General features: G+C 41.8%; 23 protein-coding genes. 3 read left to right on the forward strand and 20 right to left on the reverse strand.

Going from position 1 to position 23,212, the window contains the following annotated elements:
• Positions 1–36 precede the first annotated feature (36 nt).
• Positions 37–306, reverse strand: a complete 270-nt coding sequence (locus tag J2S07_RS07270) for a hypothetical protein (RefSeq protein WP_307149751.1) — start codon at positions 304–306, stop codon at positions 37–39.
• Positions 307–652: 346 nt separating this feature from the next.
• Positions 653–1,678 (reverse strand): DUF2515 domain-containing protein, encoded by a 1,026-nt coding sequence (locus tag J2S07_RS07275; RefSeq protein ID WP_307149752.1) that lies wholly within the window; start codon positions 1,676–1,678, stop codon positions 653–655.
• Between the two features lie 127 nt (positions 1,679–1,805).
• Between J2S07_RS07275 and recU the strand changes: the two genes are divergently transcribed.
• The gene (gene recU / locus J2S07_RS07280) at positions 1,806–2,420 is read left to right on the forward strand and encodes a Holliday junction resolvase RecU (protein WP_307149753.1); all 615 of its coding nucleotides are present in this window, start codon (positions 1,806–1,808) and stop codon (positions 2,418–2,420) included.
• Between the two features lie 36 nt (positions 2,421–2,456).
• Positions 2,457–5,021, forward strand: a complete 2,565-nt coding sequence (locus J2S07_RS07285; protein WP_307149754.1) for a penicillin-binding protein 1A — start codon at positions 2,457–2,459, stop codon at positions 5,019–5,021.
• Positions 5,022–5,132: 111 nt separating this feature from the next.
• On the opposite strand, the gene J2S07_RS07290 is transcribed toward J2S07_RS07285, so the two are convergent.
• From J2S07_RS07290 to J2S07_RS07370, 17 genes are all read right to left on the reverse strand, one after another.
• On the reverse strand, positions 5,133–5,645 hold the full coding sequence (locus J2S07_RS07290) for a YpoC family protein (protein WP_307149755.1): 513 nt from the start codon (positions 5,643–5,645) through the stop codon (positions 5,133–5,135).
• Positions 5,642–6,289 carry an endonuclease III gene (nth, locus tag J2S07_RS07295; protein WP_307149756.1) on the reverse strand — a complete coding sequence of 216 codons (648 nt, stop codon included), beginning with the start codon at positions 6,287–6,289 and terminating at the stop codon, positions 5,642–5,644. The genes J2S07_RS07290 and nth overlap by 4 nt, the downstream gene beginning before the upstream one ends.
• Positions 6,290–6,412: 123 nt before the next feature.
• Positions 6,413–7,120 (reverse strand): DnaD domain-containing protein, encoded by a 708-nt coding sequence (locus tag J2S07_RS07300; RefSeq protein WP_307149757.1) that lies wholly within the window; start codon positions 7,118–7,120, stop codon positions 6,413–6,415.
• A gap of 127 nt (positions 7,121–7,247) precedes the next feature.
• Complete coding sequence (gene asnS / locus J2S07_RS07305; protein ID WP_307149758.1) at positions 7,248–8,543, reverse strand: asparagine--tRNA ligase; 1,296 nt, start codon at positions 8,541–8,543, stop codon at positions 7,248–7,250.
• A gap of 41 nt (positions 8,544–8,584) precedes the next feature.
• Positions 8,585–9,775: a pyridoxal phosphate-dependent aminotransferase gene (locus tag J2S07_RS07310; RefSeq protein ID WP_307149759.1), complete on the reverse strand. Its 1,191-nt coding sequence runs from the start codon at positions 9,773–9,775 to the stop codon at positions 8,585–8,587.
• A gap of 24 nt (positions 9,776–9,799) precedes the next feature.
• Positions 9,800–10,279 (reverse strand): cell wall elongation regulator TseB-like domain-containing protein, encoded by a 480-nt coding sequence (locus J2S07_RS07315; protein WP_307149760.1) that lies wholly within the window; start codon positions 10,277–10,279, stop codon positions 9,800–9,802.
• A 231-nt stretch (positions 10,280–10,510) separates the two neighbouring features.
• Positions 10,511–13,306 (reverse strand): ATP-dependent DNA helicase DinG, 3'-5' exoribonuclease type, encoded by a 2,796-nt coding sequence (gene dinG, locus J2S07_RS07320; RefSeq protein WP_307149761.1) that lies wholly within the window; start codon positions 13,304–13,306, stop codon positions 10,511–10,513.
• A gap of 130 nt (positions 13,307–13,436) precedes the next feature.
• Positions 13,437–13,820: an aspartate 1-decarboxylase gene (gene panD, locus J2S07_RS07325; RefSeq protein WP_307149762.1), complete on the reverse strand. Its 384-nt coding sequence runs from the start codon at positions 13,818–13,820 to the stop codon at positions 13,437–13,439.
• A gap of 35 nt (positions 13,821–13,855) precedes the next feature.
• Positions 13,856–14,701, reverse strand: coding sequence for a pantoate--beta-alanine ligase (gene panC, locus J2S07_RS07330; RefSeq protein ID WP_307149763.1), 846 nt, complete (start codon positions 14,699–14,701; stop codon positions 13,856–13,858).
• Entirely contained in the window at positions 14,698–15,534 is an 837-nt protein-coding gene (panB, locus tag J2S07_RS07335; RefSeq protein ID WP_307149764.1) for a 3-methyl-2-oxobutanoate hydroxymethyltransferase, read from the reverse strand. Before panB ends, panC begins: the two co-directional genes overlap by 4 nt.
• Before the next feature lie 243 nt (positions 15,535–15,777).
• Positions 15,778–16,755: a biotin--[acetyl-CoA-carboxylase] ligase gene (locus J2S07_RS07340; protein WP_307149765.1), complete on the reverse strand. Its 978-nt coding sequence runs from the start codon at positions 16,753–16,755 to the stop codon at positions 15,778–15,780.
• Positions 16,740–17,942, reverse strand: a complete 1,203-nt coding sequence (locus tag J2S07_RS07345; protein WP_307149766.1) for a CCA tRNA nucleotidyltransferase — start codon at positions 17,940–17,942, stop codon at positions 16,740–16,742. The genes J2S07_RS07340 and J2S07_RS07345 overlap by 16 nt, the downstream gene beginning before the upstream one ends.
• Before the next feature lie 5 nt (positions 17,943–17,947).
• The gene (gene bshA / locus J2S07_RS07350) at positions 17,948–19,084 is read right to left on the reverse strand and encodes an N-acetyl-alpha-D-glucosaminyl L-malate synthase BshA (RefSeq protein ID WP_307149767.1); all 1,137 of its coding nucleotides are present in this window, start codon (positions 19,082–19,084) and stop codon (positions 17,948–17,950) included.
• Positions 19,081–19,794, reverse strand: a complete 714-nt coding sequence (gene bshB1, locus J2S07_RS07355) for a bacillithiol biosynthesis deacetylase BshB1 (RefSeq protein WP_307149769.1) — start codon at positions 19,792–19,794, stop codon at positions 19,081–19,083. The genes bshA and bshB1 overlap by 4 nt, the downstream gene beginning before the upstream one ends.
• A gap of 1 nt (position 19,795) precedes the next feature.
• Positions 19,796–20,206: a methylglyoxal synthase gene (mgsA, locus tag J2S07_RS07360; RefSeq protein WP_307149770.1), complete on the reverse strand. Its 411-nt coding sequence runs from the start codon at positions 20,204–20,206 to the stop codon at positions 19,796–19,798.
• A 20-nt stretch (positions 20,207–20,226) separates the two neighbouring features.
• On the reverse strand, positions 20,227–21,027 hold the full coding sequence (gene dapB, locus J2S07_RS07365; protein WP_307149771.1) for a 4-hydroxy-tetrahydrodipicolinate reductase: 801 nt from the start codon (positions 21,025–21,027) through the stop codon (positions 20,227–20,229).
• Between the two features lie 5 nt (positions 21,028–21,032).
• On the reverse strand, positions 21,033–21,365 hold the full coding sequence (locus J2S07_RS07370; RefSeq protein WP_307149772.1) for a nucleotide pyrophosphohydrolase: 333 nt from the start codon (positions 21,363–21,365) through the stop codon (positions 21,033–21,035).
• 230 nt (positions 21,366–21,595) lie between these two features.
• Here J2S07_RS07370 and J2S07_RS07375 point away from each other — a divergent pair, with 230 nt between their 5' ends.
• Positions 21,596–22,468: a YitT family protein gene (locus J2S07_RS07375; RefSeq protein WP_307149773.1), complete on the forward strand. Its 873-nt coding sequence runs from the start codon at positions 21,596–21,598 to the stop codon at positions 22,466–22,468.
• Positions 22,469–22,518: 50 nt separating this feature from the next.
• On the opposite strand, the gene J2S07_RS07380 is transcribed toward J2S07_RS07375, so the two are convergent.
• Complete coding sequence (locus J2S07_RS07380; RefSeq protein ID WP_307149774.1) at positions 22,519–23,193, reverse strand: zinc metallopeptidase; 675 nt, start codon at positions 23,191–23,193, stop codon at positions 22,519–22,521.
• Between the last annotated feature and the right edge of the window lie 19 nt (positions 23,194–23,212).

Genomic DNA, 23,212 nt, shown 5'->3' on the forward strand with positions numbered 1-23,212 from the left:
AGGCAAGCTACTTTCCCTAGTATCATTCTATTCAGTTTAGAATCCTAATTCAAGCTTCATATTGGGTCTTGAATGGTATTTTGATTTGTGAATACTATCGAACTGACTTCTTCGGCTCTCAAATGCGTTTTCTATTTTAGATAGTCGGTCATCACAGGAATTAAGCTTAGAAACATGATCGTTCATCCTCTTCTTTCTGTGCTCAGATAGATTCGAATCGAGAGTTTTCTCTAGCTCCTCAAGCTGATCATAGATCTCCGTCAGTTTCTCGAGTAATTCTTCCTTTGGAAGTTGATTATTTTCCATTGCCCTTTTCCCTCCCATAAATATAACGGTCATCTCATGTATTGCATTCTACCCTCATATCTATGCATATTATTCTCTCTTTGTAGAGGACATCCTCCACAGGTGACAAAACTAGTTTTTATTCGGCAAAGATAGAATTATTTTTCATCCGATGGAGCTTGATTCGACACGAATGAAAATAAGAAGCGGGCGCAGACTAAGGATGGAGGTGTTGTTATGAAGAAAAAGGGCAAAGAAAGAAATTCGCAGCCAAAAAAGCTGGAGGAAACAAAAGCTGGGTATGGCGATAAGAAGCTTGAAGGACCTGATCGTCCATCAACCTAATAGCAGAGAAAAGAGTTTGGGGTTATTCTCGGCCCAAACTCTCTTTTTTATCCCTTAGGAGCCGCGTGAAAAAGTTCTTAAGCTGAATTCCACGGTGAAGGCTCCTTTTTTTTCTTTTATACCAATCGGTGAGTCTTATGGGATGCTGATGCCTTAACCTGCTGGTAAACCATTGTTTCTTTATCCTTCTTATTGAAGTCCAATCTTCATATTGATGAATCGAATGCCGAATGACCGGAAAAGCCTGTCTTAATTCAGGTGTTATTCTAGCAGGAATAGGTTGGAGGTATTGCTCATAGTCGTAACGAGAGCCGGTATGAATTGTATTGACAGCAAATTGATAAAAATGCGGATATAAAGCTTTTTCAAATAAAATCGATGCTAACCTCTTACCTAACTCAATTCTCCTATCAACAAGATTAAATCCATAGACACTTGCCCCAAACAGCTCTCCATGAACCGTAGGAAATAATACATAGCTATTATGTAACCGCTCATGAACGGAAAATAGAAAGGTATGGAATACTTTTTTCTTATATAGGGGATCGAGAATGACCGGTTTTTGAATCACATTCTGCTCATTGATGATGAGGGCAACTAACAATCTTTCCTCGTCTCTATCTTTCCAGAAGCGTTCCCACTCACCCACCATAAACTGAGAAACATGGAAAAACTTTAAGAGATGAAACATTGGTGTATGCATTTTCGTCGAATAATGATAGAGCAATAGCTGTGGATAGGCATCATGAAAGATAAGCCAATTTGCGCGCTCATAGGTGTGATACAGCAGGTTTCTTTTTTCCTTATTAAGCAACTGAGTGAGCCACTTTCCTTCAAGATCGCACATATTCCACCCAGCGTTGCGAGAAACCATGTGAGCAAGGAAGGCCCATTTAATTTCAGGATACCTCTGGTAAAATTGGAGATAGGCCTCCGTTCTTGAGATGTTATCAAGATTATGCTTGAATTCCTGCATTTCAATATAAGGAAGGAGATTTTTTTCAACTGCAGCTAGTGTTGAATACTGGGCGTCAAGTATGAGGACCACCCTCTTTTTATCGTCTTAGTTTTTAGAATTCATTTAATTAGTGCTTTTTATTCAACCAAAGAAAGGTGTCTTTTGGTATGATAGTGAGGGCTCTTTTCAGAACTCCTTAGTCTGCGAGGTGAATAAAATGGAATTCCATTATCCGAACGGGAAGAAATTCATTCCTTCAAACCGTGACAAACTACCATCAAAACCGAAGGAGAAAAATTTCCAATACAGCAATAGAGGAATGACATTAGAGGAAGACTTAAATGAGACGAACGAATATTATTTGCAGAGTGGGATTGCTGTCATTCACAAAAAACCAACACCTGTCCAAATCGTCCAAGTGGATTATCCCAAAAGAAGTGCTGCAGTAATCCGAGAGGCATATTTCAAACAAGCATCCACCACTGATTATAATGGTGTATACAAAGGCAGATACATCGATTTCGAAGCAAAGGAAACCCGTTTCAAAACATCATTTCCATTGAAGAACTTTCATAAGCATCAAATTAAGCATATGGAAGCTGTGTTAAAACACGATGGCATTGCTTTTGTCATCCTCCGCTTCTCCACCCTTGAGGATGTCTATCTACTGGAAGGCAAGTATCTCCTTCAATTTTGGAGGAGGATGGAAAAAGGAGGACGCAAATCAATCGCTATTTCCGAAATTGAACAATATGGGCATATGATTTCTCTTGGATTTCAACCGAGAATTGACTATATTAAGGTAATAGATAAAATCTTAAATCTAAAATAACAGGATTCATTTGTAGTATAAGGAAGGATGAGCACAATGGCAGAAAAATACCAAACAAGAGAGGAGCGCCGCAAGCAGCTTTCCAACCAGCAAAAGGGAAAAAAACAGTCGAAGAATATTTTTAAGCGAATCTTATTAATCCTTGTTGGTTTAGGAGTAGCGGGTATGCTTGTAGGAGTTGCTGCTTTCGCATTTATGGTCAAGGATGCTCCAAAGCTCGATGAAAAATTACTAAAAGACCCCATTTCCTCACAGTTGTACGATTTGGATAAGAAGCCTATCACAGAAATCGGCTCTGAGAAACGGGATTATGTAAATTATGAGGATATACCAAAAAATGTAGAGGAAGCGATTCTTGCAACAGAAGATGTTCGCTTCTACAAGCACCATGGGATTGATTTCAAACGCTTAGGTGGAGCGGTTATTGCGAATATAACCCGCGGATTTGGTGCCGAGGGTGCCAGTACCATTACCCAGCAGGTTGTAAAGAATTCCTTTTTAACACCGGAAAAAACACTATCAAGAAAAGCTCAGGAGGCATGGCTAGCCTTCCAGCTTGAACGTAAATATTCGAAAGAGCAAATCTTCGAAATGTATGTGAATAAGGTTTGGTTGGATAGCGGTGGTCACGGGATCGCCACAGGCGCTAAGGTTTACTTCGGCAAAGAGCTTGATGAACTAACGCTACCAGAAACGGCATTGCTTGCGGGAATGCCTCAAAGTCCGGCCAATTACAATCCTTTTAAACATCCGGATAGGGCCGAGAAACGACGTAATATTGTTCTTTCCTTAATGCATCAGCATGGATTTATCACTAAAGATGAAATGGAGAAAGCAAAGGCTGTAGATGTTACCTCTACATTAGTTCCAGAGGAACATCGTCAGAACGGGGATATCCCCTATGATGCATTTATTGGTCATGTTGTAAAGGAAATCAAGGAAAAGTACCCTGATATTGATCCTTTTTCAGATGGGTTGAAGATTTATACCACTTTGGATACGAGCGCTCAAGAATATGTGGAAAAGATTCTAAACAGCGATGAAATCGTCAAATATCCAGATGAAAAGCTGCAGGCAGGTATCACCCTTCTGGATACAACCACAGGCCAAATTAGAGCCCTTGGTGGTGGCCGTAACCAAACTGGAGATTTTGGCTTTAACTATGCGACAGATGCTAAAAGACAGCCAGGTTCAACGATAAAACCAATTCTCGATTACGGGCCTGCCATCGAGCATTTAAAATGGGGAACCTATTATACATTAGAAGATAAGCCCTATACGTATTCAACAGGTGACAAAATCAATAACTGGGATAATAAGCATATGGGTGTGATGTCGATAAGAACCGCATTAGCATTATCGCGCAATATCCCTGCCCTCCAAGCCTTCCAAGCTGTTGGTGGAGAGAAAGCAAAGCAATTTGCGATCAACCTTGGAATTCCTTTGAAGGAAATTCATGAATCTTATTCCATCGGAGGATTTGGTGGTAAGGATAAAGGAGTTTCCTCATTAGAAATGGCTGGGGCTTACAGTGCCTTTGGCAACAATGGCTACTATACAAAGCCTTACTCAGTCATCGAAATTGTACTACGTGACGGCACGAAGCTGGACATGAAGCCTGAAACAAAGGTTGTCATGCAGGATTACACGGCTTTTATGATTACCGATATGCTGAAGGATGTTGTTCGGAGCGGAACTGGTAAGAAAGCTAATGTTCCGGGACTTCATTTAGCCGGAAAAACAGGGACGACCAACTATTCAGATGAGGATAAAAAGAAATTCAATATCCCACGTGGTGCCGTCCCAGATGCCTGGTTTGTTGGTTACACGACGAATTATACGGCAGCCATCTGGACCGGCTACGACAAGAAATATGAGAACTTTCTAGTTGGAGACGACCAAAAAATTGCCCAAAAACTGTTCAAAAATATTATGGAGAATGTGTCCGAAGGGAAGGAAAAATCCGACTTTAAGGTTCCTAATTCGGTTGAAAAGGTAAAAATCGAAAAAGGCACCACTAAGCTTGCGAGCGAATTTACACCAGAGAATTTAATTGTTACAGAATATGCTGTAAAAGGACACGCGCCTACAGAGGTTTCTGAGAAATATCATAAGCTACCTGCTCCTATCGGGCTCCACGCAAACTTTGAAGCCGATAAAAATGAAATTGTATTGACGTGGGATTACGACAATGAAAACAGCGAAGGAATTGAATTCGAGGTGTATGCTTCTAAGGATAATGGTGCTGAGGAGTTACTAACCGTTATTCCTGATAAGACCATTCGATTAAAAGCTGAAAATGGAGGAACCTATTCCTTCAAGGTTATCGCAGTAAGGGATGATCTGCGTAGTGACCCAGCTACAACGACCCTGCGTGTAACGGCACCATCCGATGTCATTGAAGATGAGGATGATGGCCAGAATGAAGGAGTACCAGATCAAGATAATGAACAAGATCAAGACGAAGATAACATCCCTGGTAATAATAATGGCAACCAGGGTGGAAACGGAAACGGCAATAGCAACGGTAATGGGCAGCCGGGCCAGGGTGGCAATACAGGTGGAGGAAACCAAGGTGGAAATAACGGAAACAGACCTTAACCCTGGGCGATGAACAAATGTTGAGCGCCCTTCCCGCTCCTTAAGCTAGAACATGTTGCTAAGTTCAAAATCTAAAACAAAAGCGTCTAGGCTTACATAGCTTAGACGCTTTTACTTTCGTTTCTTTAATGCGATAGACTTTTCATATCCTTTTTCAAGCTCGATCATCAGCTCTCTGAGCTGCATATAGGAATGATGCAATCCAGGACGTTCCATTACAAAATCCAATCTTTCCTGTACATTAACAGGCTTTATCTCTAACAGATGATATGCAATTTCTGGGCATAATTTGGTAGGTTGTCCATTGGCCCAATGTAAAAATTGTAGAAAAAGACCAATTCCTTTTCTCATAGGCGGAATAACAGATCTTTTATCCCGCTTTTGCAAAGGAATGCGAATAGCCTCCTTTACCTTCTCCCATTCCGTCAAAAGGGCGGAAATGCTCTCTGAAGAGTGCAGCCATGGCTTATGAGCTTCAATACCCGAAAAATAAGCCGCTTCATACATAAAAGGGATTTCGAGATTAAGTGTGGCCTCGTGGTCAATGGCTAAAAGAATGCTACCATCGGGAAAAAAGAAGGGACGCTTAAGCTCAGCAGGGACCTCAATGCAGGCTTGCTTCATTTTTTTCTCATCCTTTTCTTCCCTTCGCGGCAAAGCTCCAACAGGGGACAGATATCACATTGTGGATTTTGAGCCTTGCAATGATAGCGTCCAAAGAAAATAAGGCGGTGATGGGTTTCTGACCATTCCTCCTTCGGGATCTTTCTCATAAGGGTTTTTTCCACCTCTAAGACCGAATCCTTCCAGCGACAAATGGCTAATCTCTTACTTACCCTTTCCACATGGGTATCTACCGCTATCGCCGGAACACCGTAAGCAACCGAAACAACAACATTGGCTGTCTTTCTGCCAACCCCTGGAAGCTTCGTAAGTTCATCCCGATCATTCGGCACCTTCCCATCGTAGTCATCCAACAGCATCCTGCATAGCTTCTGAATATTCTTGGCCTTATTTCGGTATAACCCGATCGAGCGGATATCATTTTGTAATTCCTCGAGAGGAACCGCTAAATAATCCTCAGGAGTCTTATATTTTTGAAACAGGTTTTTCGTTACTTTGTTGACCAATATATCCGTACATTGGGCGGACAGTGCCACCGCAATGACGAGCTCAAAGGGGTTCGAATGAATGAGCTCACAATGAGCATCTGGATACATTTCCCCGATTGTATCTAGGCAATATCGAATTTGCGTATTGTTTAACATATTCTTCACTCGCTTATCTTACTTTACTATTTATTGTGCATCAATCCGCCTTATGCGTATGGATTCACTTCGTTGCTCGTACCGAGCAAAACACGTTCATTCCATACGCATAAGGCTAACCAATTACTGTTCTAGCCAATTATAAAACGGGACAGCCTCTGATCTTGTCGTTTGCTCACCAGCTTGTCCCTTTTGCTGATGATTTTGATACTGACGGAATTTATTCCCGTAGCTTTTTGCTTGCTCAATGGTTTTAATTCCATTTTTCTTCCATTCAAATAAAATTCGATCAATATAACGGAAATTTAATTTCCCTGAGATCACCGCTTCTCTTAAAGCGGCTTTAATAATAATCGGTTCATGACGGTCATCGTCCAGCCAGAGAGTAAGTGTTTCACATTCAAAAGGCGAAAGTGGCCTTCCAAACTCCTGCTCAAAAATGGTATATAGATCCATCTCCATTTTCTCTTGATTTTGTGTTTGCTGCTTGTTTTCACTCATTAAGAATTGGTTGATTAATTTGCTCCAAAGGGGTTCAATGCTATATTTTTCATATCGAATTCCTGATTCGGAATACTCCTCCTCAATCGTGATTAATCCTTTTTGAATCAACCTACGTAGGAGATCAGAGCATTTCGTACTGGAAACGGTCATTCTTGCAGATATTTCAGTTGGTGTTGGAAAGGCATTCCCTTTTTCTATAAAAGCCATGACGTGCAACAGTAAAACTAGTTCCTCTTCATTGATGTTCATTTGTTTATAATGGGTCAACAGCACAGATGGGAATGAGATTTGCCCCTCTTGCACCCACTTTAAAATATTTTCTTTCATATTGAGACACCTCTCACCTAAGTATATCATGAAGTTGGACTTGCTAGGTATGGAGAAAAATTATCCTTCTATTTTCCAAGGAGAAAGTAAAAAAGTCCGCTGTTACAGCGAACTTTTCACCTATACATTAAGGATATAAACGGTTTAAAAGTCTTGGGAATGGAATGGTTTCACGAACATGCTCTACTCCGCTCACCCAAGCGACCGTTCTTTCAAGCCCCAGTCCAAAGCCAGAATGTGGAACGGCTCCATATTTACATAAATCTAAATACCACTGATAGTTTTCTAATGGAAGATGATGCTCTTCAATTCTTTGCTTCATTAAATCATAATCGTGAATCCGCTCAGATCCTCCGATAATTTCACCATAGCCCTCAGGCGCAATCAAGTCTGCACAAAGGACAACATCGTCACGCTCAGCATCTGGCTGCATATAGAAAGGCTTTATCCCAATCGGATATTTTGTAATAAAGACTGGCTTGTCGAAGCTTTCAGCAATCGCAGTCTCATGTGGAGCACCGAAATCATCTCCCCATTGAATATCGTCAAAGCCCTTCTCGTGAAGAAGCTTGATCGCATCATCATAGCTAATACGTGGGAATGGGGCTTTAATATTTTCTAGCTTGCTTGTATCTCTGCCAAGGGTTTTAAGCTCAATTTGACAATTCTTAAGAACGCTTTGAACGATGTAAGAAACATATTGCTCCTGTACCTCTAAGCTCTCTTCAAATTCAACAAAAGCCATCTCAGGCTCAATCATCCAGAACTCAATAAGATGACGGCGAGTTTTTGATTTTTCTGCACGGAAAGTTGGTCCGAAGGAGAACACCTTCCCTAGAGCCATCGCAGCTGCTTCCATGTAAAGCTGTCCACTTTGAGAGAGATAAGCATCCTCATCAAAATATTTCGTAGCAAAAAGCTCTGTCGTACCCTCAGGGGCACTACCTGTTAGGATCGGTGGATCGACTTTGACAAAGCCCTGTTCATTAAAGAATTCATAGGTTGCACGGATGAGCTCATTCCGAATTTTCATGACAGCATGCTGACGGCGGGAACGCAACCAAAGATGACGATGGTCCATTAAGAATTCTGTACCATGCTCCTTTGGAGTGATTGGATAATCGACAGAATGATGAAGAATCTCCAAACCTCTTACAAGCAGCTCATAGCCAAGCGGTGAGCGTTCGTCTTTCTGAACAATACCGGTCACATAAACAGATGATTCTTGCGTCACGGATTTAGCCGCTTGAAATAGCTCCTCTGGAACCTCTTCCTTTACGAGAACGCCCTGAATAAACCCAGTTCCATCCCGTAATTGTAGGAAAGCGATCTTTCCGCTTGACCGTTTATTCGCAATCCATGCTCCAATTTTAACTTCTTGATCGACATATTTGTGAACTTGTGAAATAGTTGTTTTGATCAATGTCCTAATACCTCCAAAAACTTAAAAACATAATAGCTATATTAATTTAATTTGCTTTCGACGAATTGCCCAATTCTTGCTACGGCTGCTTCTAAAACATCTAGGGATGTTGCATAGGATAAGCGAATATTATCAGGGGAGCCAAACCCAGAGCCTGGCACAACGGCGACCATTGCTTCCTCTAATAGAGCAGTGGCGAACTCATCAACGGTTGAAAAACCTGAGAGTGTTGCCGCTTCTTTTACATTCGGATATAGGTAGAAGGCTCCCTGTGGCTTGATGCAAGAAATTCCCGGAATCGCTACAAGCTTATCATAAATCACATTGAGACGATGTTCAAATGCTTCTTTCATTTCCTCAACCGCAGCCTGAGAACCTTCATACGCAGCAATGGCGCCATATTGAGCTGTTGTCGTTGGGTTGGACGTACTATGGCTTGCAAGATTGACCATCGCTTTTATAATGGTTCCGTTCCCTGCAGCAAAACCGATTCTCCACCCTGTCATGGAATGGGATTTAGAAACCCCATTAATAATAATCGTCTGCTCCTTAAGCTCAGGGGAAAGCTCGGCGATGGAAACATGCTTATTGTCACCATAGATGAGCTTCTCATAAATCTCATCGGAGACAATGAGTACATTCTTTTCAAGGCAAACCTTCCCAAGTGCTTGTAGCTCATCCGCAGTATAAACCATCCCGGTAGGATTGCTTGGAGAATTTATGATTACCGCTTTCGTTTTTTCGGTAATGGCACCTGCAAGCTGCTCAGGTGTAATTTTGAAATCATTTGATTCCAAGCCTTCGACAAAAATCGGTTTTCCACCAGCTAGTTTCACTTGCTCTGGATAGCTTACCCAATAAGGGACAGGAATGATGACCTCATCTCCCTCATCAAGGAGTACCTGAAAAAGGGTATACAAGGCATGCTTGGCCCCGCTTGTGACAATAATTTCATTTGGTTTATAATCAAGCCCTTGATCGACCTTAAATTTGTTGATGATGGCATTAATAAGTCTTGCGAGACCAGCAGAAGGAGTATACTTTGTATGTCCTTCATTCATTGAAGCGGTCGCCGCATCAATAATATGCTGCGGGGTATTAAAATCAGGTTCCCCTGCCCCCAAGCCAATGATGTCATGACCTTCTGCTTTAAGCTGCTTCGCTTTTGCCGTAATGGCCAATGTCGCAGATGGGGTTAATGCTTTAACTCTCCCTGCTAGTTGAATTTCCATTATTTTTTCCTCCCAAGAAAAAAATCATAAATTTTGTATATCTTTTAACCATTCTCCGGTTTCAAAATCAACATAATAATAATTGATTAAGTCATCATTGGAGCGGTAATAGATTTCCCAAAGTGGAATGTTCTTTTCCATGCCTAGCTTTACAGTCATGACTTCTTCAGGTTTTTTCTTGTCATACAGCCTCTGAATGGCCTCTTTTTTACTTATGCCATCCTTCTTTCTTTTGACAATGATTTTGCGATTATCCTCTTTCTCGGGGATCCAAGCAATTAATTTCTCTCCAGAATCATCGGTTCCCTCAACAATATAATAGCTGCTGGAGCCATTGTAGATAGAAAAATCATTAATGGTTGTAATTTCTGTTTCCTTTAAGGCGATGGCCTCTGCCTTGGACTTATCCGTTCTTAAGGGCTCAAGCGCATTTATGTATATATTAATCACAATGCCAATCACTACTACAATGACAATAGAAACAATCCAAATCCACTTCTTCATCGCTTGATCGTGCCCTCCAAATTTCTTCCTCCTCATGACTACAATATTTGTTAATCATAGATGGTTCACTTTAGGTCAAAATAAACTTAAGTAATTGATACAAAAGCCTTGATTCTAGAAACATTATATCAGTTTGATTCGAAAAATCATTAATAATTTCCCAAAATAAAATAACTTTTAGTCCACACACTCTTTGGCCGCGCTCCATGCGCGGCTTCTTTTATAAACAGCTTACATCCACTCATGAATCAGGTCGAGGGTTTCATTGATGTCAAGTTTTTTCAAAGGCACTTTTGGGATCGACTGTAAAAAAGCTTTCCCGTATGTGGTTGTGTATAATCTCTTGTCAAACACGACCACCAAACCTCGATCCTCACTTGAACGGATCAAGCGCCCAAACCCTTGCTTAAAGCGAATAACCGCTTCCGGCAACGAATAATCAGAAAAAGCATTTCCGCCATTTCTCTTGATTAACTGTGATTTCGCATCAGTAATCGGCTCATTTGGCGCGGAGAAGGGCAGTCTGACCATAATGAGACAGGATAAATCCTCACCTGGGATATCAATTCCCTCCCAGAAGCTGTTGGTTCCCAAAAGAATGGCTTTTTCAAATCGTTGAAAGCTTCGGGTAAGCCTTGTCCGACTTCCTCCCGTAATCCCTTGTCCAATAAGAACATAATCATCTAGCAGTCCACTTTCTTTTAAAAGGGTATAGGTTCTTTTCAGCATATCATAGGAAGTAAAAAGAATTAGCATTCGGCCCTTTGTTGCTTCTGCGATGGAAATGATATGCTCCGAAATGGCCGCTACATATTCATCGACTGGAACAGCATTCACCTCTGGTAAATCTGTCTGAACGATTAACTGTACCTGGTTCTCATAATCAAATGGAGAGTCAATCCTCTCAGTTTCACAATCGAACGCATCAAGACCTAATTCCCTCCTAATGTAATCAAAGGAATTCTTGACTGAAAGGGTTGCCGATGTTAGAACAACACTTTTCTTTTTATCAAAAAAATGCTCCTTTAACGAGCTGGATATGGAAATAGGTTGGGTGTAGATGGTCGTGGCATTTTGGGTAGCTCTTACATCCATTTCAATCCAGGTGACAAATTCCTCTTCCTGAACCAGAATGATTTTCCTGAGCATTTCACATAAATGCTGAAGCTTCTTATGAAATGCCAATAGTCCCGAGATGACCACCTTTTCGTTAGCTGTTAACATCGCATTTTGTAATGCTGTCACACTCTTCTCTATATAATCCATCAAATCCTTTAGAACAAAAAGCATTCGTTCTCCACAGGCTTTGACCGCCATCCATTCCTTAGATGACTCCCCGTCGCTTAATCGATAGGTGACCCGATTGCTCCCTGTAGGCTTGCGAACCTTTTTTGTTGCAAGGATAGCAACGGTCTTAAAAAATTCATCCACCTCATATACCAACTGATTAAACAGCTGGTTGACCTCGAAGGAATGGAGGCTATCCGGGCGTAGCTCCGGTATTTTTTCGCTTAATAGCTTATCTAATTGATATTGGAATGCCTTTTCTTCATATTGACCAAACTGGCTGAGTAGCATTCTAACCTGCAAATAGTCCAATGAATGACCGAAATACTTACTTGCTGCTTTTTCAAAATGATGACCCTCATCTAAAATACAATATCCAAATTCGGGGAGAATAGCATTTTCCGAAATGAGATCAACAAGGAGAAAAGAATGGTTGGTAATGACGAAATCAGCTGATTGAGCTGCATTTCTTGCCCGGTAATAGAAGTCATATGGGGACCAAGACTTATGCTGGTCAAAATTATGATCATGGCTAATTTTTTCCCAAAATAATGATCCACCACTGGATAAATTGAGCTCGTCCCTATCACCGGTTTCTGTTTCCATCAGCCATATGAGAATTTGCATTTTCGACAGGCTGATATCATAATTATCGTCTTCTTCTTTTAGGGAATGGACAAATTTTGCTATATCAATATAATGTGTTCTCCCTTTTAAAAGAACAGCTTTTATTGGATAGGGTAGCATTTTTTGCAATAAAGGAAGATCCTTTTTCATCAGCTGCTCTTGAAGCTGCGTTGTGTATGTACTTATCACGATCGTTTCCTTTAATTGGCTCGTTAGTATGGCAGCTGGGAGCAAATAAGCCATCGACTTACCAACACCCGTCCCCGCTTCAATAAGAGCATGTCTATGGGCAGAGAAAGCCCGAAATACGGCATCCATCATTTGAAATTGTCCCGGTCTCTTTTCAAACTGCTCAAATGCCTTCTGAAATAGCTGTTCTTTATCAGCTTCATCTTCTGGATAATCGAGTGAAGGTCGCTGAATATTCTCGTCCGGTTCGGTCAAAGGCGTTAATAGTATCCCCCTATGTAATTCAAGTGTATAAGGGGCCTCATCAATGGTTTGTTCCTTCTCAACCACTAAATCCTCTAAGAGAAGAGAAATATCACTTTTTAACCCATGGGAATGCTTGAGCAATTGAGTAAGAGTAAGCCTCGGCAAGCTCTGTAGCTTTTTCAGCAAAATAATAAATAGCTCAGCTGTCACATAGGCATCACTGTCGGCCTGATGGGGACGATCATGGTCTAATCCTTCCTGGACAGCAAGATCATTTAGCTTATATCCATCTGCTGAAGGAAATAAAAATCTTGCCATTTCTACCGTATCTAACACGGGCCCGAGGAACCCTTCATAGCCTGCTTCCACTAATTCTTCCTGAAGGAATGAAAGATCGAACAACACATTATGAGCAACGAAATAAGCCTCGTCAAGAAGAGCGAGCACCCGAGGAGCAATTTCCGCAAAGGTTGGGGCTTGACTTACCATCTCATCCGAAAGACCTGTAAGTTCTTCAATGAAAAGAGGGATTTCCCTCTCTGGATTTATTAATGTAGAAAATTGCTCCATGATCACATCATTTTCAACAACCACAGCAGCAATTTGAATAATTCTATCTCCCTTTTTTGGTGAATTTCCGGTTGTTTCTAAATCCACCACTACATATTTGTTGCTCACTTAAAACACCTCAGATCCCTCATCTAAACATAAAAATGAAGGAGTTCTTAATAATTTCTAATGCTATTACTTTAACACAAACAGGATTGAAGTTAAAAGACCCCTTTCATAAGGGGTCCTCCAAAAAAAATTATCGTATCGTTTTTTCTGGTTCTGCGTGGAGCAGCTCAACAATCTCATTATCCTCATTCATGATCGCCACTTTAGGCTGATGAGTTGGAATTTTCTCCTCTGCAACGATTGCATAAGAAATAATGATGACAACGTCTCCCTCTTGAACCAATCTCGCAGCTGCGCCATTAATGCAAATCACACGACTTCCTCTTTCGCCAGGGATGATATACGTTTCAAATCTTGCACCATTGTTATTATTTACGATTTGCACCTTTTCATTCGGAACCATTCCGACTTCATCGAGTATATCCTCATCAATGGTAATGCTTCCGACATAATTCAGATTAGCCTCTGTGACTCGTGCACGGTGTATTTTTCCATTCATCATTGTACGGAACATGATGAAGCCCCCTTTTTGCTAAATCTCTTCCTCATTTATTCGACTGTGAGTACTAGGTTATCGATGAGACGAGCCTTCGAAAACTTCACAGCCAATGCCACGATTATTTTCCCTTCTAGCTTCTCAATTGGCCGCAATTCAGGGAAGGAGTAAATTTCAATATAATCTATCGTCCCTGAGGTCTTCGTCTCAATAAGGTTCCTCATCCTTGAAATAATAGCGTTCGGATTTGTTTCTCCCGCTTCTGTAAGCTCCTTCGCTTGAAGTAAGCTCTGATAAAGGATTGGTGCCTGTTCTCTCTCCTCAGGGCTTAAATGAACATTTCTGGAGCTCTTAGCGAGACCATCTTCCTCTCTGACGGTAGCAACTGGAATTAATTCAATTGGAAAATGAAAGTCCGAAATAAGCCCCGATACGACAGCAACCTGCTGTGCATCCTTCATTCCCATATAGACCCGTTCAGGTGCGATGATATGGAAGAGCTTTGTTAGCACGGTCGCTACCCCATCAAAATGTCCTGGTCGAGATTCACCGCACAGAACATTCGTCCTTTCCTGCACGAGCACCTTCACTGACAAAGGGCTTGGATACATTTCCTCCACAGAAGGATAAAAGATATAATCTACGCCTTCCTCGATACAAATACGCCCGTCCCTTTCAAAATCTCGCGGATAGGAATCAAAATCCTCATTGGGACCAAATTGAAGAGGATTGACGAAAATACTAACGACCACGATATCGTTTGCTTTTCTAGCCTCTCTAATCAGCTGAATATGCCCCTCATGTAAATAACCCATCGTTGGAACATAGCCGAGTGTATTTTTTTTCTTTAAAGCTGCTGTTATTGCTTGCATTTCTTTGATGGTTGTAATGGTCTTCATTGTTTGCCCCCGTATAGTCCTTGCAGTTCTTCTTCCTTCATCGTGAAGCTATAAGCATCTGTCGGGAATGTAGCTTGTTTGACTTCCTGAACATAGCCTTCAAGCCCCTTTTGAACTTCGACATTCATATTCGCAAACGGCTTCACAAATTTTGCCAGCCTGTCTACTCCATACATGAGCACATCATGATAGACCAATACCTGGCCATCACAATCAACACCGGCACCAATGCCGATCGTTGGGATCTTAAGGGCCTGAGAAATTTCTCTTGCTATCTGCTTTGGAACACATTCGAGAACAATCATAAATGCTCCCGCTTCCTCACATTTCTTCGCATCCTCCAAAAGCTTTAGAGCCGCATGACGGTCCTTCCCCTGCACCTTATAGCCACCTAGAACCCCAACGGATTGCGGTGTTAGGCCAAGATGGGCACAAACTGGGACTCCTGCTTTTGTAAGCGCACGAATATGGTCAAGCACCTCGTCAGCGCCTTCTACCTTCACCGCGTTCGCACCGGTCTCCTGTAATAGCTTCGCAGCATTCAGTAATGTATCGCGAACAGATAAGTGATAGGTCATAAAGGGCATGTCGATGACAATACAAGTATCCTTTGCTCCTCTTCTCACTGCTTTCCCATGATGAAGCATATCATCCAACGTCACAGGAATGGTGGAGTCATAGCCCAATACGACCATTCCAAGTGAATCCCCAACCAGAATGACATCTACTCCAGTCTGCTCAGCTAGCTTTGCTGATGGATAATCATAAGCAGTTAACATGACGATCTTTTCATTTTCCTTTTTCATCTTCTGAAAATCGGTTGTGCTTTTCATCATTTTTCCTCCTTTTTAGGTGGAAGAGGAGACAAACAAAATAAAAAGAGATCCAAAAATTCAGAAGGATCTCTTAAATCTCAAGTTATTGTTTCATCCCTCTGTCCCGGTCCATGTAAATGAATCTAGGCAGACACTTATTTTGATTGAAAAAGCTGTAATCATATGGTGCAGTTCAGCATTGATACTGCCCGTAAAAAAATTATATCAAATCCTATGAAAATAGCTATATAAATTTACTCCTTAGATTTCAATATCCGCTGAATAGATGTCGTGGACGTTGCCATCTTCATCTTCGATCTTTAGGACACCATCATCGGTAATGCCCATGGCCCTTCCTTTTATCACTCCCGAAAAAGTCCTTGCTGTCACGACCTTCCCGATGCTTACAGCATAGCTTTCCCATAACAGCTTGATCGGTAGGAAACCCTTTTCAAGATAAAGCTGGTAGAGGTTTTCAAGTCGATGAAAAACAGCTCGTATGACCTCAGCGCGATTGACGAAAGAGCCCTTTTCTATACTTAAAGAAGTGGCAATCGACTGAAGTTCAGCAGGAAAGTCCATTTTCGTCTGATTGACATTCATTCCAATCCCCATAATCACAAAATGTACCCGATCCGGTTCCGCCTGGAGCTCGGTTAGAATTCCTGTTACTTTTTTTCCATTCAAAAGGATATCATTGGGCCATTTGATATGAGCTTCAAGCCCTGTGCAATCTTCTATTGCTTGAGTAACAGCAACAGCAGCCAATAAAGTAAGCTGTGGTGTCTTTGGAATCGGAATATTCGGCCTAAGGATAATGCTCATCCAGACCCCTGTGCTCTTAGGTGAATGCCAAGCACGCTCAAGCCTGCCCCTTCCCCCAGTCTGTTCATCAGCAATGACAACCGTGCCTTCTGGAACATTCTCAAAACCAAGGCGATGGGCGATCTTCTGGGTTGAATCAACGGACTCTTGATAGTGTATTCTCTGACCAATCATCTTTGTCTTCAAACCAAGCCGGATTTCGTTCGCCGTCACTTGATCAGGTGTCTTCAGAATGCGATATCCCTTCCTTCGAATCGCTTCTAATTCAAAGCCCTCCTGCCTTAAATCCTCGATATGCTTCCAAACGGCCGTCCGTGAACAGCCGATCAAATCTGCTATATATTGTCCTGACAAATACTCTCCCTCATGTTCTGTGAAGGCATCAAGCAATTTTTTCCTCAAGGCCGATTGCATATGAACAGCCACTCCTTTATCTCGTCTTTGCGATTAAAGACTTCTCCCTTTAACACTGCTTTTTCTATCGAAAGCAACCTTTCTTCAATCCATGGGCCACCATTTTTTTCATACCAGTCCATTAGATCTCTGCCTGTAACCGCGAGCTCGCTTCTATTCTTGATGGGCATGGAGCGAAATTTTTCTTCAAGGGATTCAATACTACGATTATCATCCTGTTTCATTAATACGTGATAGAGCTTTTCCGTACTCATCGCTAGTTCTCTTTGGGCAGTATATAAATCATAAATGGATAAATCTCTAGCAAGCCTTTGATGAAACCAATATACTCCATTTTTCACTCGTCTTATTTTCTGCAGTGGGAGCTTCCATTTTCTTAAGAAAGCCTCTGTTTCCTGAGGTAGAACGCCAAAGAGATGTAACAGCAAGACCCAATGCTCCTCAATTGAAAAAGAGGAGCCCATGTTATAGGAAAGAAAAGTAGTTAATCCCTCTTCTTTCTTCTCAAATCCAGGCAAATATTGAAACAGACCTGTTTCCAAAAGAAGCTTCATAGCCCGCCTACTGTCAACTCCCAAAAGCAGCTTTTCAAACTCAATTGTTATCCGTTCAACCGAAATCTTCTCAAGGAGTTTCCCATTTTCCTTCAATGCTAAAAGGGTTTTGGGCTCAATGGTAAAGGCAAGCTGGCTGGCAAAACGAAGAGCTCTCATCATTCTTAGGGCATCCTCATGAAATCTTTCATCTGCAAGTCCGACTGTTTGAATCACTTTGTTCTTGATTGCAGCCTGCCCGTCAAAGGGATCGATGATTTCCCCCTTTTTGTTCATAGCAATGGCATTCATCGTGAAGTCACGGCGTCTTAAATCTTCCTCTAAGGACCGAATAAACGTCACTTCATTCGGTCGTCTGAAATCTTGATATTCAGACTCACTTCTGAACGTTGTCACCTCATAGGTTTCCCCTTGATAAAGCACCATGACCGTGCCATGGGCAATCCCTACGTCAACGGTTTTGGGGAAAATTCCCTTTATTTCAGACGGGGTCGCCGAGGTGGCGATATCGACATCAGAAATCTCTCGGTTCAGAAGGAAGTCGCGTACCGAGCCACCGACAAAATAGGCTTCAAATCCGGAATCTTCAATTTGCTCTAACAATGGGTATGCCTTAAGAAAGGGAGGCTTCATTTTTTTCACCCTTTAGAAAAAATATCAAAATATAAGCGCTCATATTGTTTGACAATATGTTCTGCTCTAAATCGCTCGTTCACCATGCTAATACAGCTATCGGCCATTCGCCTTTGCAAATCGTGGTTAGTAAGGATGACGAGTGCTTTTTCTGAGATTTCCGTTATATCGCCCAATTCACAAATGAATCCTGTCTCCCCATCTAGAATGACCTCTGGAATTCCGCCCACATTGGTTCCGATACAAGGCACTCCACATGCCATCGCCTCTAAGGCGACAAGACCGAAGCTTTCCTTTTCAGAGAGAAGGAGCATCAGGTCACTGATCGAATATAATTCCTCAAGATTGTCCTGCTTTCCTAAGAAAAGTACTTTTCCTTTCAATTTTAGCTTATCCACAAGCTGTAAGGCGACCGTCATCTCCGGGCCATCCCCAATAAGCAAAAGCTTTGAATCGATCCTTTCTTGAATCCTCGCAAATGCCTTAATCACATCAGGCACACGCTTTACATGACGAAAATTGCTGACATGAATGATCACTTTTTCTTCCGGCTTAATGCCAAATTCCTCTCTTAAACTAGAAGCTTCCATTCTTCGATATACCCGTTCATCGATAAAATTGTAGACAGGGATAATGTCTTTTTCCGGGTGAATGAGCTCATGGGTTTGTTCAATTAAAGAGTTGGAAACAGCCGTAACGACGTCAGATTTTTCGATTCCAAAACGAATGGCATCAATTAATGTTAAATCATAGCCTAACACGGTAATGTCTGTGCCATGGAGCGTTGTCACAATTTTGATATCTCTCCCACTCATTTGCTTGGCAAGAATCGCACATACCGCATGGGGAATCGCATAATGGACATGTAAAAGATCTAAATTCTCACGCTGAATAACCTCGGCCATTTTACTAGCTAGAGCAATATCATAGGGAGGATACTGGAACACAGAATACTGATTGACCTCGACCTGGTGATAGTAAATATTGTGATACATTCTATTCAGCCGAAATGGAAGACTTGAGGAGATAAAATGAATCTCATGCCCCATCTCCGCAAGCATTTTTCCGAGTTCTGTGGCAACGACTCCGGAGCCACCCACAGTCGGGTAGCAGGTAATCCCTATTTTTAATTTCTTTCTCATTCTGTCTCTCCTAATAAATCTCGATTAAGGACAAGGGGAGCCTTTACTTTGAAGCCTTCCGCGTATTTGACACCAACCTCTTTGCCAAATAGCTTTTCCCTTGCTTCAACCGTCTCGATATACCCATTAACGAGCGGGGTGTCAAAGCTCTCAGCTGTCTTTTGAAACTGGCTTTGATAAGCATTTAAGCTTGCGATTTTTTTGTCCATATAATCAGTTATGTCTATGACAAAATCGGGTTTGTGAAAGCCATTAATCATATAAAAATAGATTTGACTCGGACGATGGGGTGAATATTCATCCATGGTTATGTACTTGCGTATACCCGCAGAGAAAAACGCCTCTTCGACTATTTTGCTGCAGTTGCCATGGTCAGGATGGCGATCGATTGAATAGGGCGCAAAAATAATTTGAGGACGATATTTTCTAATGATGGACGCTACCTGTCGAATAGAGTCTTCTGTAAGAAACAACCCTCGATCCCGTAAATGCAAATTTTCTCTAACGGAAATACCCAGAATTCTTCCCGCTTCATTTGCTTCCTTTCCCCTGATTCCAACCGTACCGTTGGAGGATAATTCCGCCGCTGTTAAATCACATATCCCGATTTTCTTGCCCTGTGCTGCATATTTAGCAATGGTTCCCCCCATGCCAATTTCAACATCATCGGCATGAGCTCCAAATGCTAATATATCTAGTTTGTTTTCCATGCTAGTCTCCGTTTCTAGTCTCCATTATCTCTCGCCATGATAGGTCCCCACGCTCTAAGCCCTTAATGATAACCTCTGCTGTCCCCATATTTGTCGCAAGGGGAACAGAATATACATCACTGAGACGAATTAATGCTGATACATCCGGTTCATGGGGCTGTGCTGTGAGAGGATCGCGGAAAAATAGAACAACATCCATCTCATTTTTGGCAATCATCGCACCGATTTGTTGATCTCCGCCGAGAGGACCCGATTGAAAGCGAGTCACCTTAAGCGCTGTTGCCTCCATAATCCTGGCACCAGTTGTCCCTGTTGCAAAAAGAGAATGCTCTTTGAGAATATTTTCATAGGCGGTTACAAAGCGGACCATATCATCTTTTTTCTTATCATGAGCAATTAATGCAATCTTCATCTTATCCTCTCATTTCTTATCTACTCGATAATGTTTTCAAGCCCGTATACAAAAACATCCATTTTCATGACGGTATCAACAGCAAGCTTGACCCCTGACATAAACGAAGCGCGGTTATAGGAATCATGCCTAATGGTTAAGGTCTGCCCGTCTGCACCAAACATGACCTGTTGATGCGCAATGAGGCCTGGAAGTCTAACGGAATGAATATGCATTCCCTCATAATCAGCGCCTCTTGCCCCAGCGATTGTTTCCTTTTCATTTGGATGGCCTTGTGTTTTCTTCTCTCTTACTTCTGCGATCATCTGGGCGGTTTTCACTGCCGTACCTGAAGGAGCATCAAGCTTTCCATCATGATGCAGTTCAATGATTTCGACATCATTGAAGTACTTTCCAGCCATTTGCGCAAATTTCATCATCAAGACCGCTCCAATCGCAAAATTAGGTGCGATGATACAGCCTAGTTCTTTTTCATGGCAAATCTGTTCAAGCTCTTGTAAGTCCTCTTTCTTAAAACCGGTTGTTCCTACGACTGGACGTACCCCATGGAGCAAGGCTGTTCTCGTATGATGCATTCCCACCTCTGGTGTTGTTAGATCAATGAGGACATCCGCTTGAACTGTATGTAAGCATGCTTCAATATTTCCAAACACAGGAATATGTATATGCTGAAACCCTTCGATGTCACTAAGTTGCTTCCCATCGTATTTGTAATCGATGGCTCCCACTAATTCATACTCATCCGTTCTTTCAACAAGCTGCACAGCTTCTCGGCCCATTCTTCCTCTTGGACCGGCAATAATTACCCTTACCTTAGTCATTCTGTTCACTCCTTAATCCTTGTCCAACGATCTTTATCTCTTGTCTTAAATTTAGTCATTACCCGGTCATGGGCCTGCTCCAAATCAATATTTAATGAATTGGCAAAGCAGGTTAATACAAATAGAACATCCCCTAGCTCTTCCTCGATCGTTTTTTCATCCTCTGTCGCTTTCTTTGGCTTTTCTCCATAATAATGATTGACTTCCCGTGCTAATTCCCCCAATTCCTCCGTCATTCTCGCCATCAAAGCGAGAGGACTGAAGTACCCTTCCTTGAACTGAGAAATATATTCATGAACTTCTGCTTGAAGCTCCTTTACTGTCTTTTCTTTCTCCAATTTTGTCACCTCTTGTCTTACACTATTAAAATTAATTCTAGACAATATAGAATCTCATTACAAATATTTTTTCTTTTATAGAGTGAAAGCAATGGGAATTTCTATTAATTTCTTGATTCAAACAGCTACAACATGATAGAAAAATCCATTCTTTGTTGCCATTCCCAGTTTGTTCACTTATAATTAAAGCGTTTTAAAGGTGTTAAGAATTTGAAAGAGAGGAAATGTCTATGCTCTTTGGACTTAAAATAAAGAACACCCTTTTCATATTGCTCGGTTCGGCGATTTTTTCCTTTGGGATTGTTCATTTTAATATGCAAAACAATCTCGCTGAAGGTGGTTTTACAGGGATCACATTACTGCTTTATTTTCTCTTTAAGATCGATCCGTCCTATACAAACCTTCTATTGAATATCCCTGTCTTTTTTATAGGCTGGAAGCTGCTTGGAAGAAATGTCTTCTTGTACACGTTAATCGGGACGGTGAGTGTGTCGATTTTTCTTTGGCTCTTCCAGCGCTATCAATTCGATATTCCGCTGAACGATGATATGACTCTTGCAGCGCTCTTTGCCGGTGTTTTTATCGGAATCGGACTTGGAATTATCTTTCGGTTTGGTGGAACAACCGGTGGTGTCGACATTATTGCAAGGCTCGGACAAAAGTATTTGGGCTGGAGCATGGGAAAGACAATGTTTATGTTTGATTTTATCGTCATCACCCTTTCGCTAATTTTTTACTTATCCTATCGGGAAGCGATGTATACATTGGTTGCAGTGTTCGTCGGGGCAAGAGTGATTGACTTTATGCAAGAAGGAGCGTATTCCGCACGGGGAGCAATGATCATCTCGGAAAAAAGCGATGAAATCTCTGCCAAAATTATGGAGGAGATGGACCGTGGGGTAACCGCTTTGAAAGGGCATGGCTCCTTCACAAAGCAGGAAAAGGATGTCCTCTACTGTGTGGTCGGGAGAAATGAGATGGTTCGATTAAAAAACCTTGTGACATCGGTTGATCCCCATGCATTTGTATCCGTCAGCGTCGTTCATGATGTTCTTGGGGAAGGCTTTACATTAGATGAAAATAAAAGGCCAATTGAAAGATAATACGTAGGAATTAGAAAAAGACAGCCGGTCTGGCTGTCTTTTTCTAATTCCTATTCGTCTCTTTGCATTCCGGTAAAGATCAATACAAGTCGAAGCAATTCTAGCACTGCTACGGCCGCAGCTGCGACATATGTTAGGGCTGCTGCACTCAGTACCTTCTTCGTTTGCCGCTCTTCATCATTACGGATGATACCTAGGGATACAACCTGATCCATCGCCCGATTAGATGCATTAAACTCAACCGGGAGTGTAACGAGTTGGAATAGTACGGCTGCAGCCATGAAAATAATCCCGAGCAGGAGCAATCCACTTAACTGTGCAAGAAGACCAACCATAATGAGAATCCAGGATAAATTTGAACCAATATTTGCAACAGGAACTAATGCGTGGCGAAATCGAAGGGCTGCATAGTCCTCTTGGTCCTGTATGGCATGTCCGACCTCATGCGCCGCAATCGCAGCAGCTGCTAATGAATGTCCGTGGTAGTTAGCTGAAGATAAGCGGACGGTCTTTGATCTTGGATCATAATGATCGGTTAATTGTCCGCGTGTTTCCACTACATCAACATGATACAATCCATTTGAATCAAGTATTCTTCTCGCCACCTCCGCACCACGCATATGGGAAGAGGAAGCGATTCGGGAATATTTGGAGTAGGCCCCTTTCACCTTGAGCTGAGCCAGGATTGGAATCAAAACGATGAAAGCAAAATAAATCAGAAACATGTTTTCTCAGTTCCTCCAT

The sequence above is a fragment of the Anoxybacillus andreesenii genome, assembly GCF_030813005.1.
Taxonomy (GTDB): Bacteria; Bacillota; Bacilli; order Bacillales; family Cytobacillaceae; genus Robertmurraya; species Robertmurraya andreesenii.

Coding starts and splice junctions, on each gene's coding strand:
- J2S07_RS07290 (WP_307149755.1), bottom strand. CDS start 5,645: ATGAAGCAAGCCTGCATTGAGGTCCCTGCTGAGCTTAAGCGTCCCTTC.
- J2S07_RS07270 (WP_307149751.1), bottom strand. CDS start 306: ATGGAAAATAATCAACTTCCAAAGGAAGAATTACTCGAGAAACTGACG.
- J2S07_RS07310 (WP_307149759.1), bottom strand. CDS start 9,775: ATGGAAATTCAACTAGCAGGGAGAGTTAAAGCATTAACCCCATCTGCG.
- recU (WP_307149753.1), top strand. CDS start 1,806: ATGGAATTCCATTATCCGAACGGGAAGAAATTCATTCCTTCAAACCGT.
- J2S07_RS07300 (WP_307149757.1), bottom strand. CDS start 7,120: ATGAAAGAAAATATTTTAAAGTGGGTGCAAGAGGGGCAAATCTCATTC.
- J2S07_RS07315 (WP_307149760.1), bottom strand. CDS start 10,279: ATGAAGAAGTGGATTTGGATTGTTTCTATTGTCATTGTAGTAGTGATT.
- J2S07_RS07380 (WP_307149774.1), bottom strand. CDS start 23,193: ATGTTTCTGATTTATTTTGCTTTCATCGTTTTGATTCCAATCCTGGCT.
- panB (WP_307149764.1), bottom strand. CDS start 15,534: ATGAAAAGCACAACCGATTTTCAGAAGATGAAAAAGGAAAATGAAAAG.
- bshA (WP_307149767.1), bottom strand. CDS start 19,084: ATGAGAAAGAAATTAAAAATAGGGATTACCTGCTACCCGACTGTGGGT.
- bshB1 (WP_307149769.1), bottom strand. CDS start 19,794: ATGGAAAACAAACTAGATATATTAGCATTTGGAGCTCATGCCGATGAT.
- mgsA (WP_307149770.1), bottom strand. CDS start 20,206: ATGAAGATTGCATTAATTGCTCATGATAAGAAAAAAGATGATATGGTC.
- J2S07_RS07375 (WP_307149773.1), top strand. CDS start 21,596: ATGCTCTTTGGACTTAAAATAAAGAACACCCTTTTCATATTGCTCGGT.
- panD (WP_307149762.1), bottom strand. CDS start 13,820: ATGTTCCGTACAATGATGAATGGAAAAATACACCGTGCACGAGTCACA.
- dapB (WP_307149771.1), bottom strand. CDS start 21,027: ATGACTAAGGTAAGGGTAATTATTGCCGGTCCAAGAGGAAGAATGGGC.
- nth (WP_307149756.1), bottom strand. CDS start 6,289: ATGTTAAACAATACGCAAATTCGATATTGCCTAGATACAATCGGGGAA.
- panC (WP_307149763.1), bottom strand. CDS start 14,701: ATGAAGACCATTACAACCATCAAAGAAATGCAAGCAATAACAGCAGCT.
- J2S07_RS07285 (WP_307149754.1), top strand. CDS start 2,457: ATGGCAGAAAAATACCAAACAAGAGAGGAGCGCCGCAAGCAGCTTTCC.
- J2S07_RS07340 (WP_307149765.1), bottom strand. CDS start 16,755: ATGCAATCGGCCTTGAGGAAAAAATTGCTTGATGCCTTCACAGAACAT.
- J2S07_RS07345 (WP_307149766.1), bottom strand. CDS start 17,942: ATGAAGCCTCCCTTTCTTAAGGCATACCCATTGTTAGAGCAAATTGAA.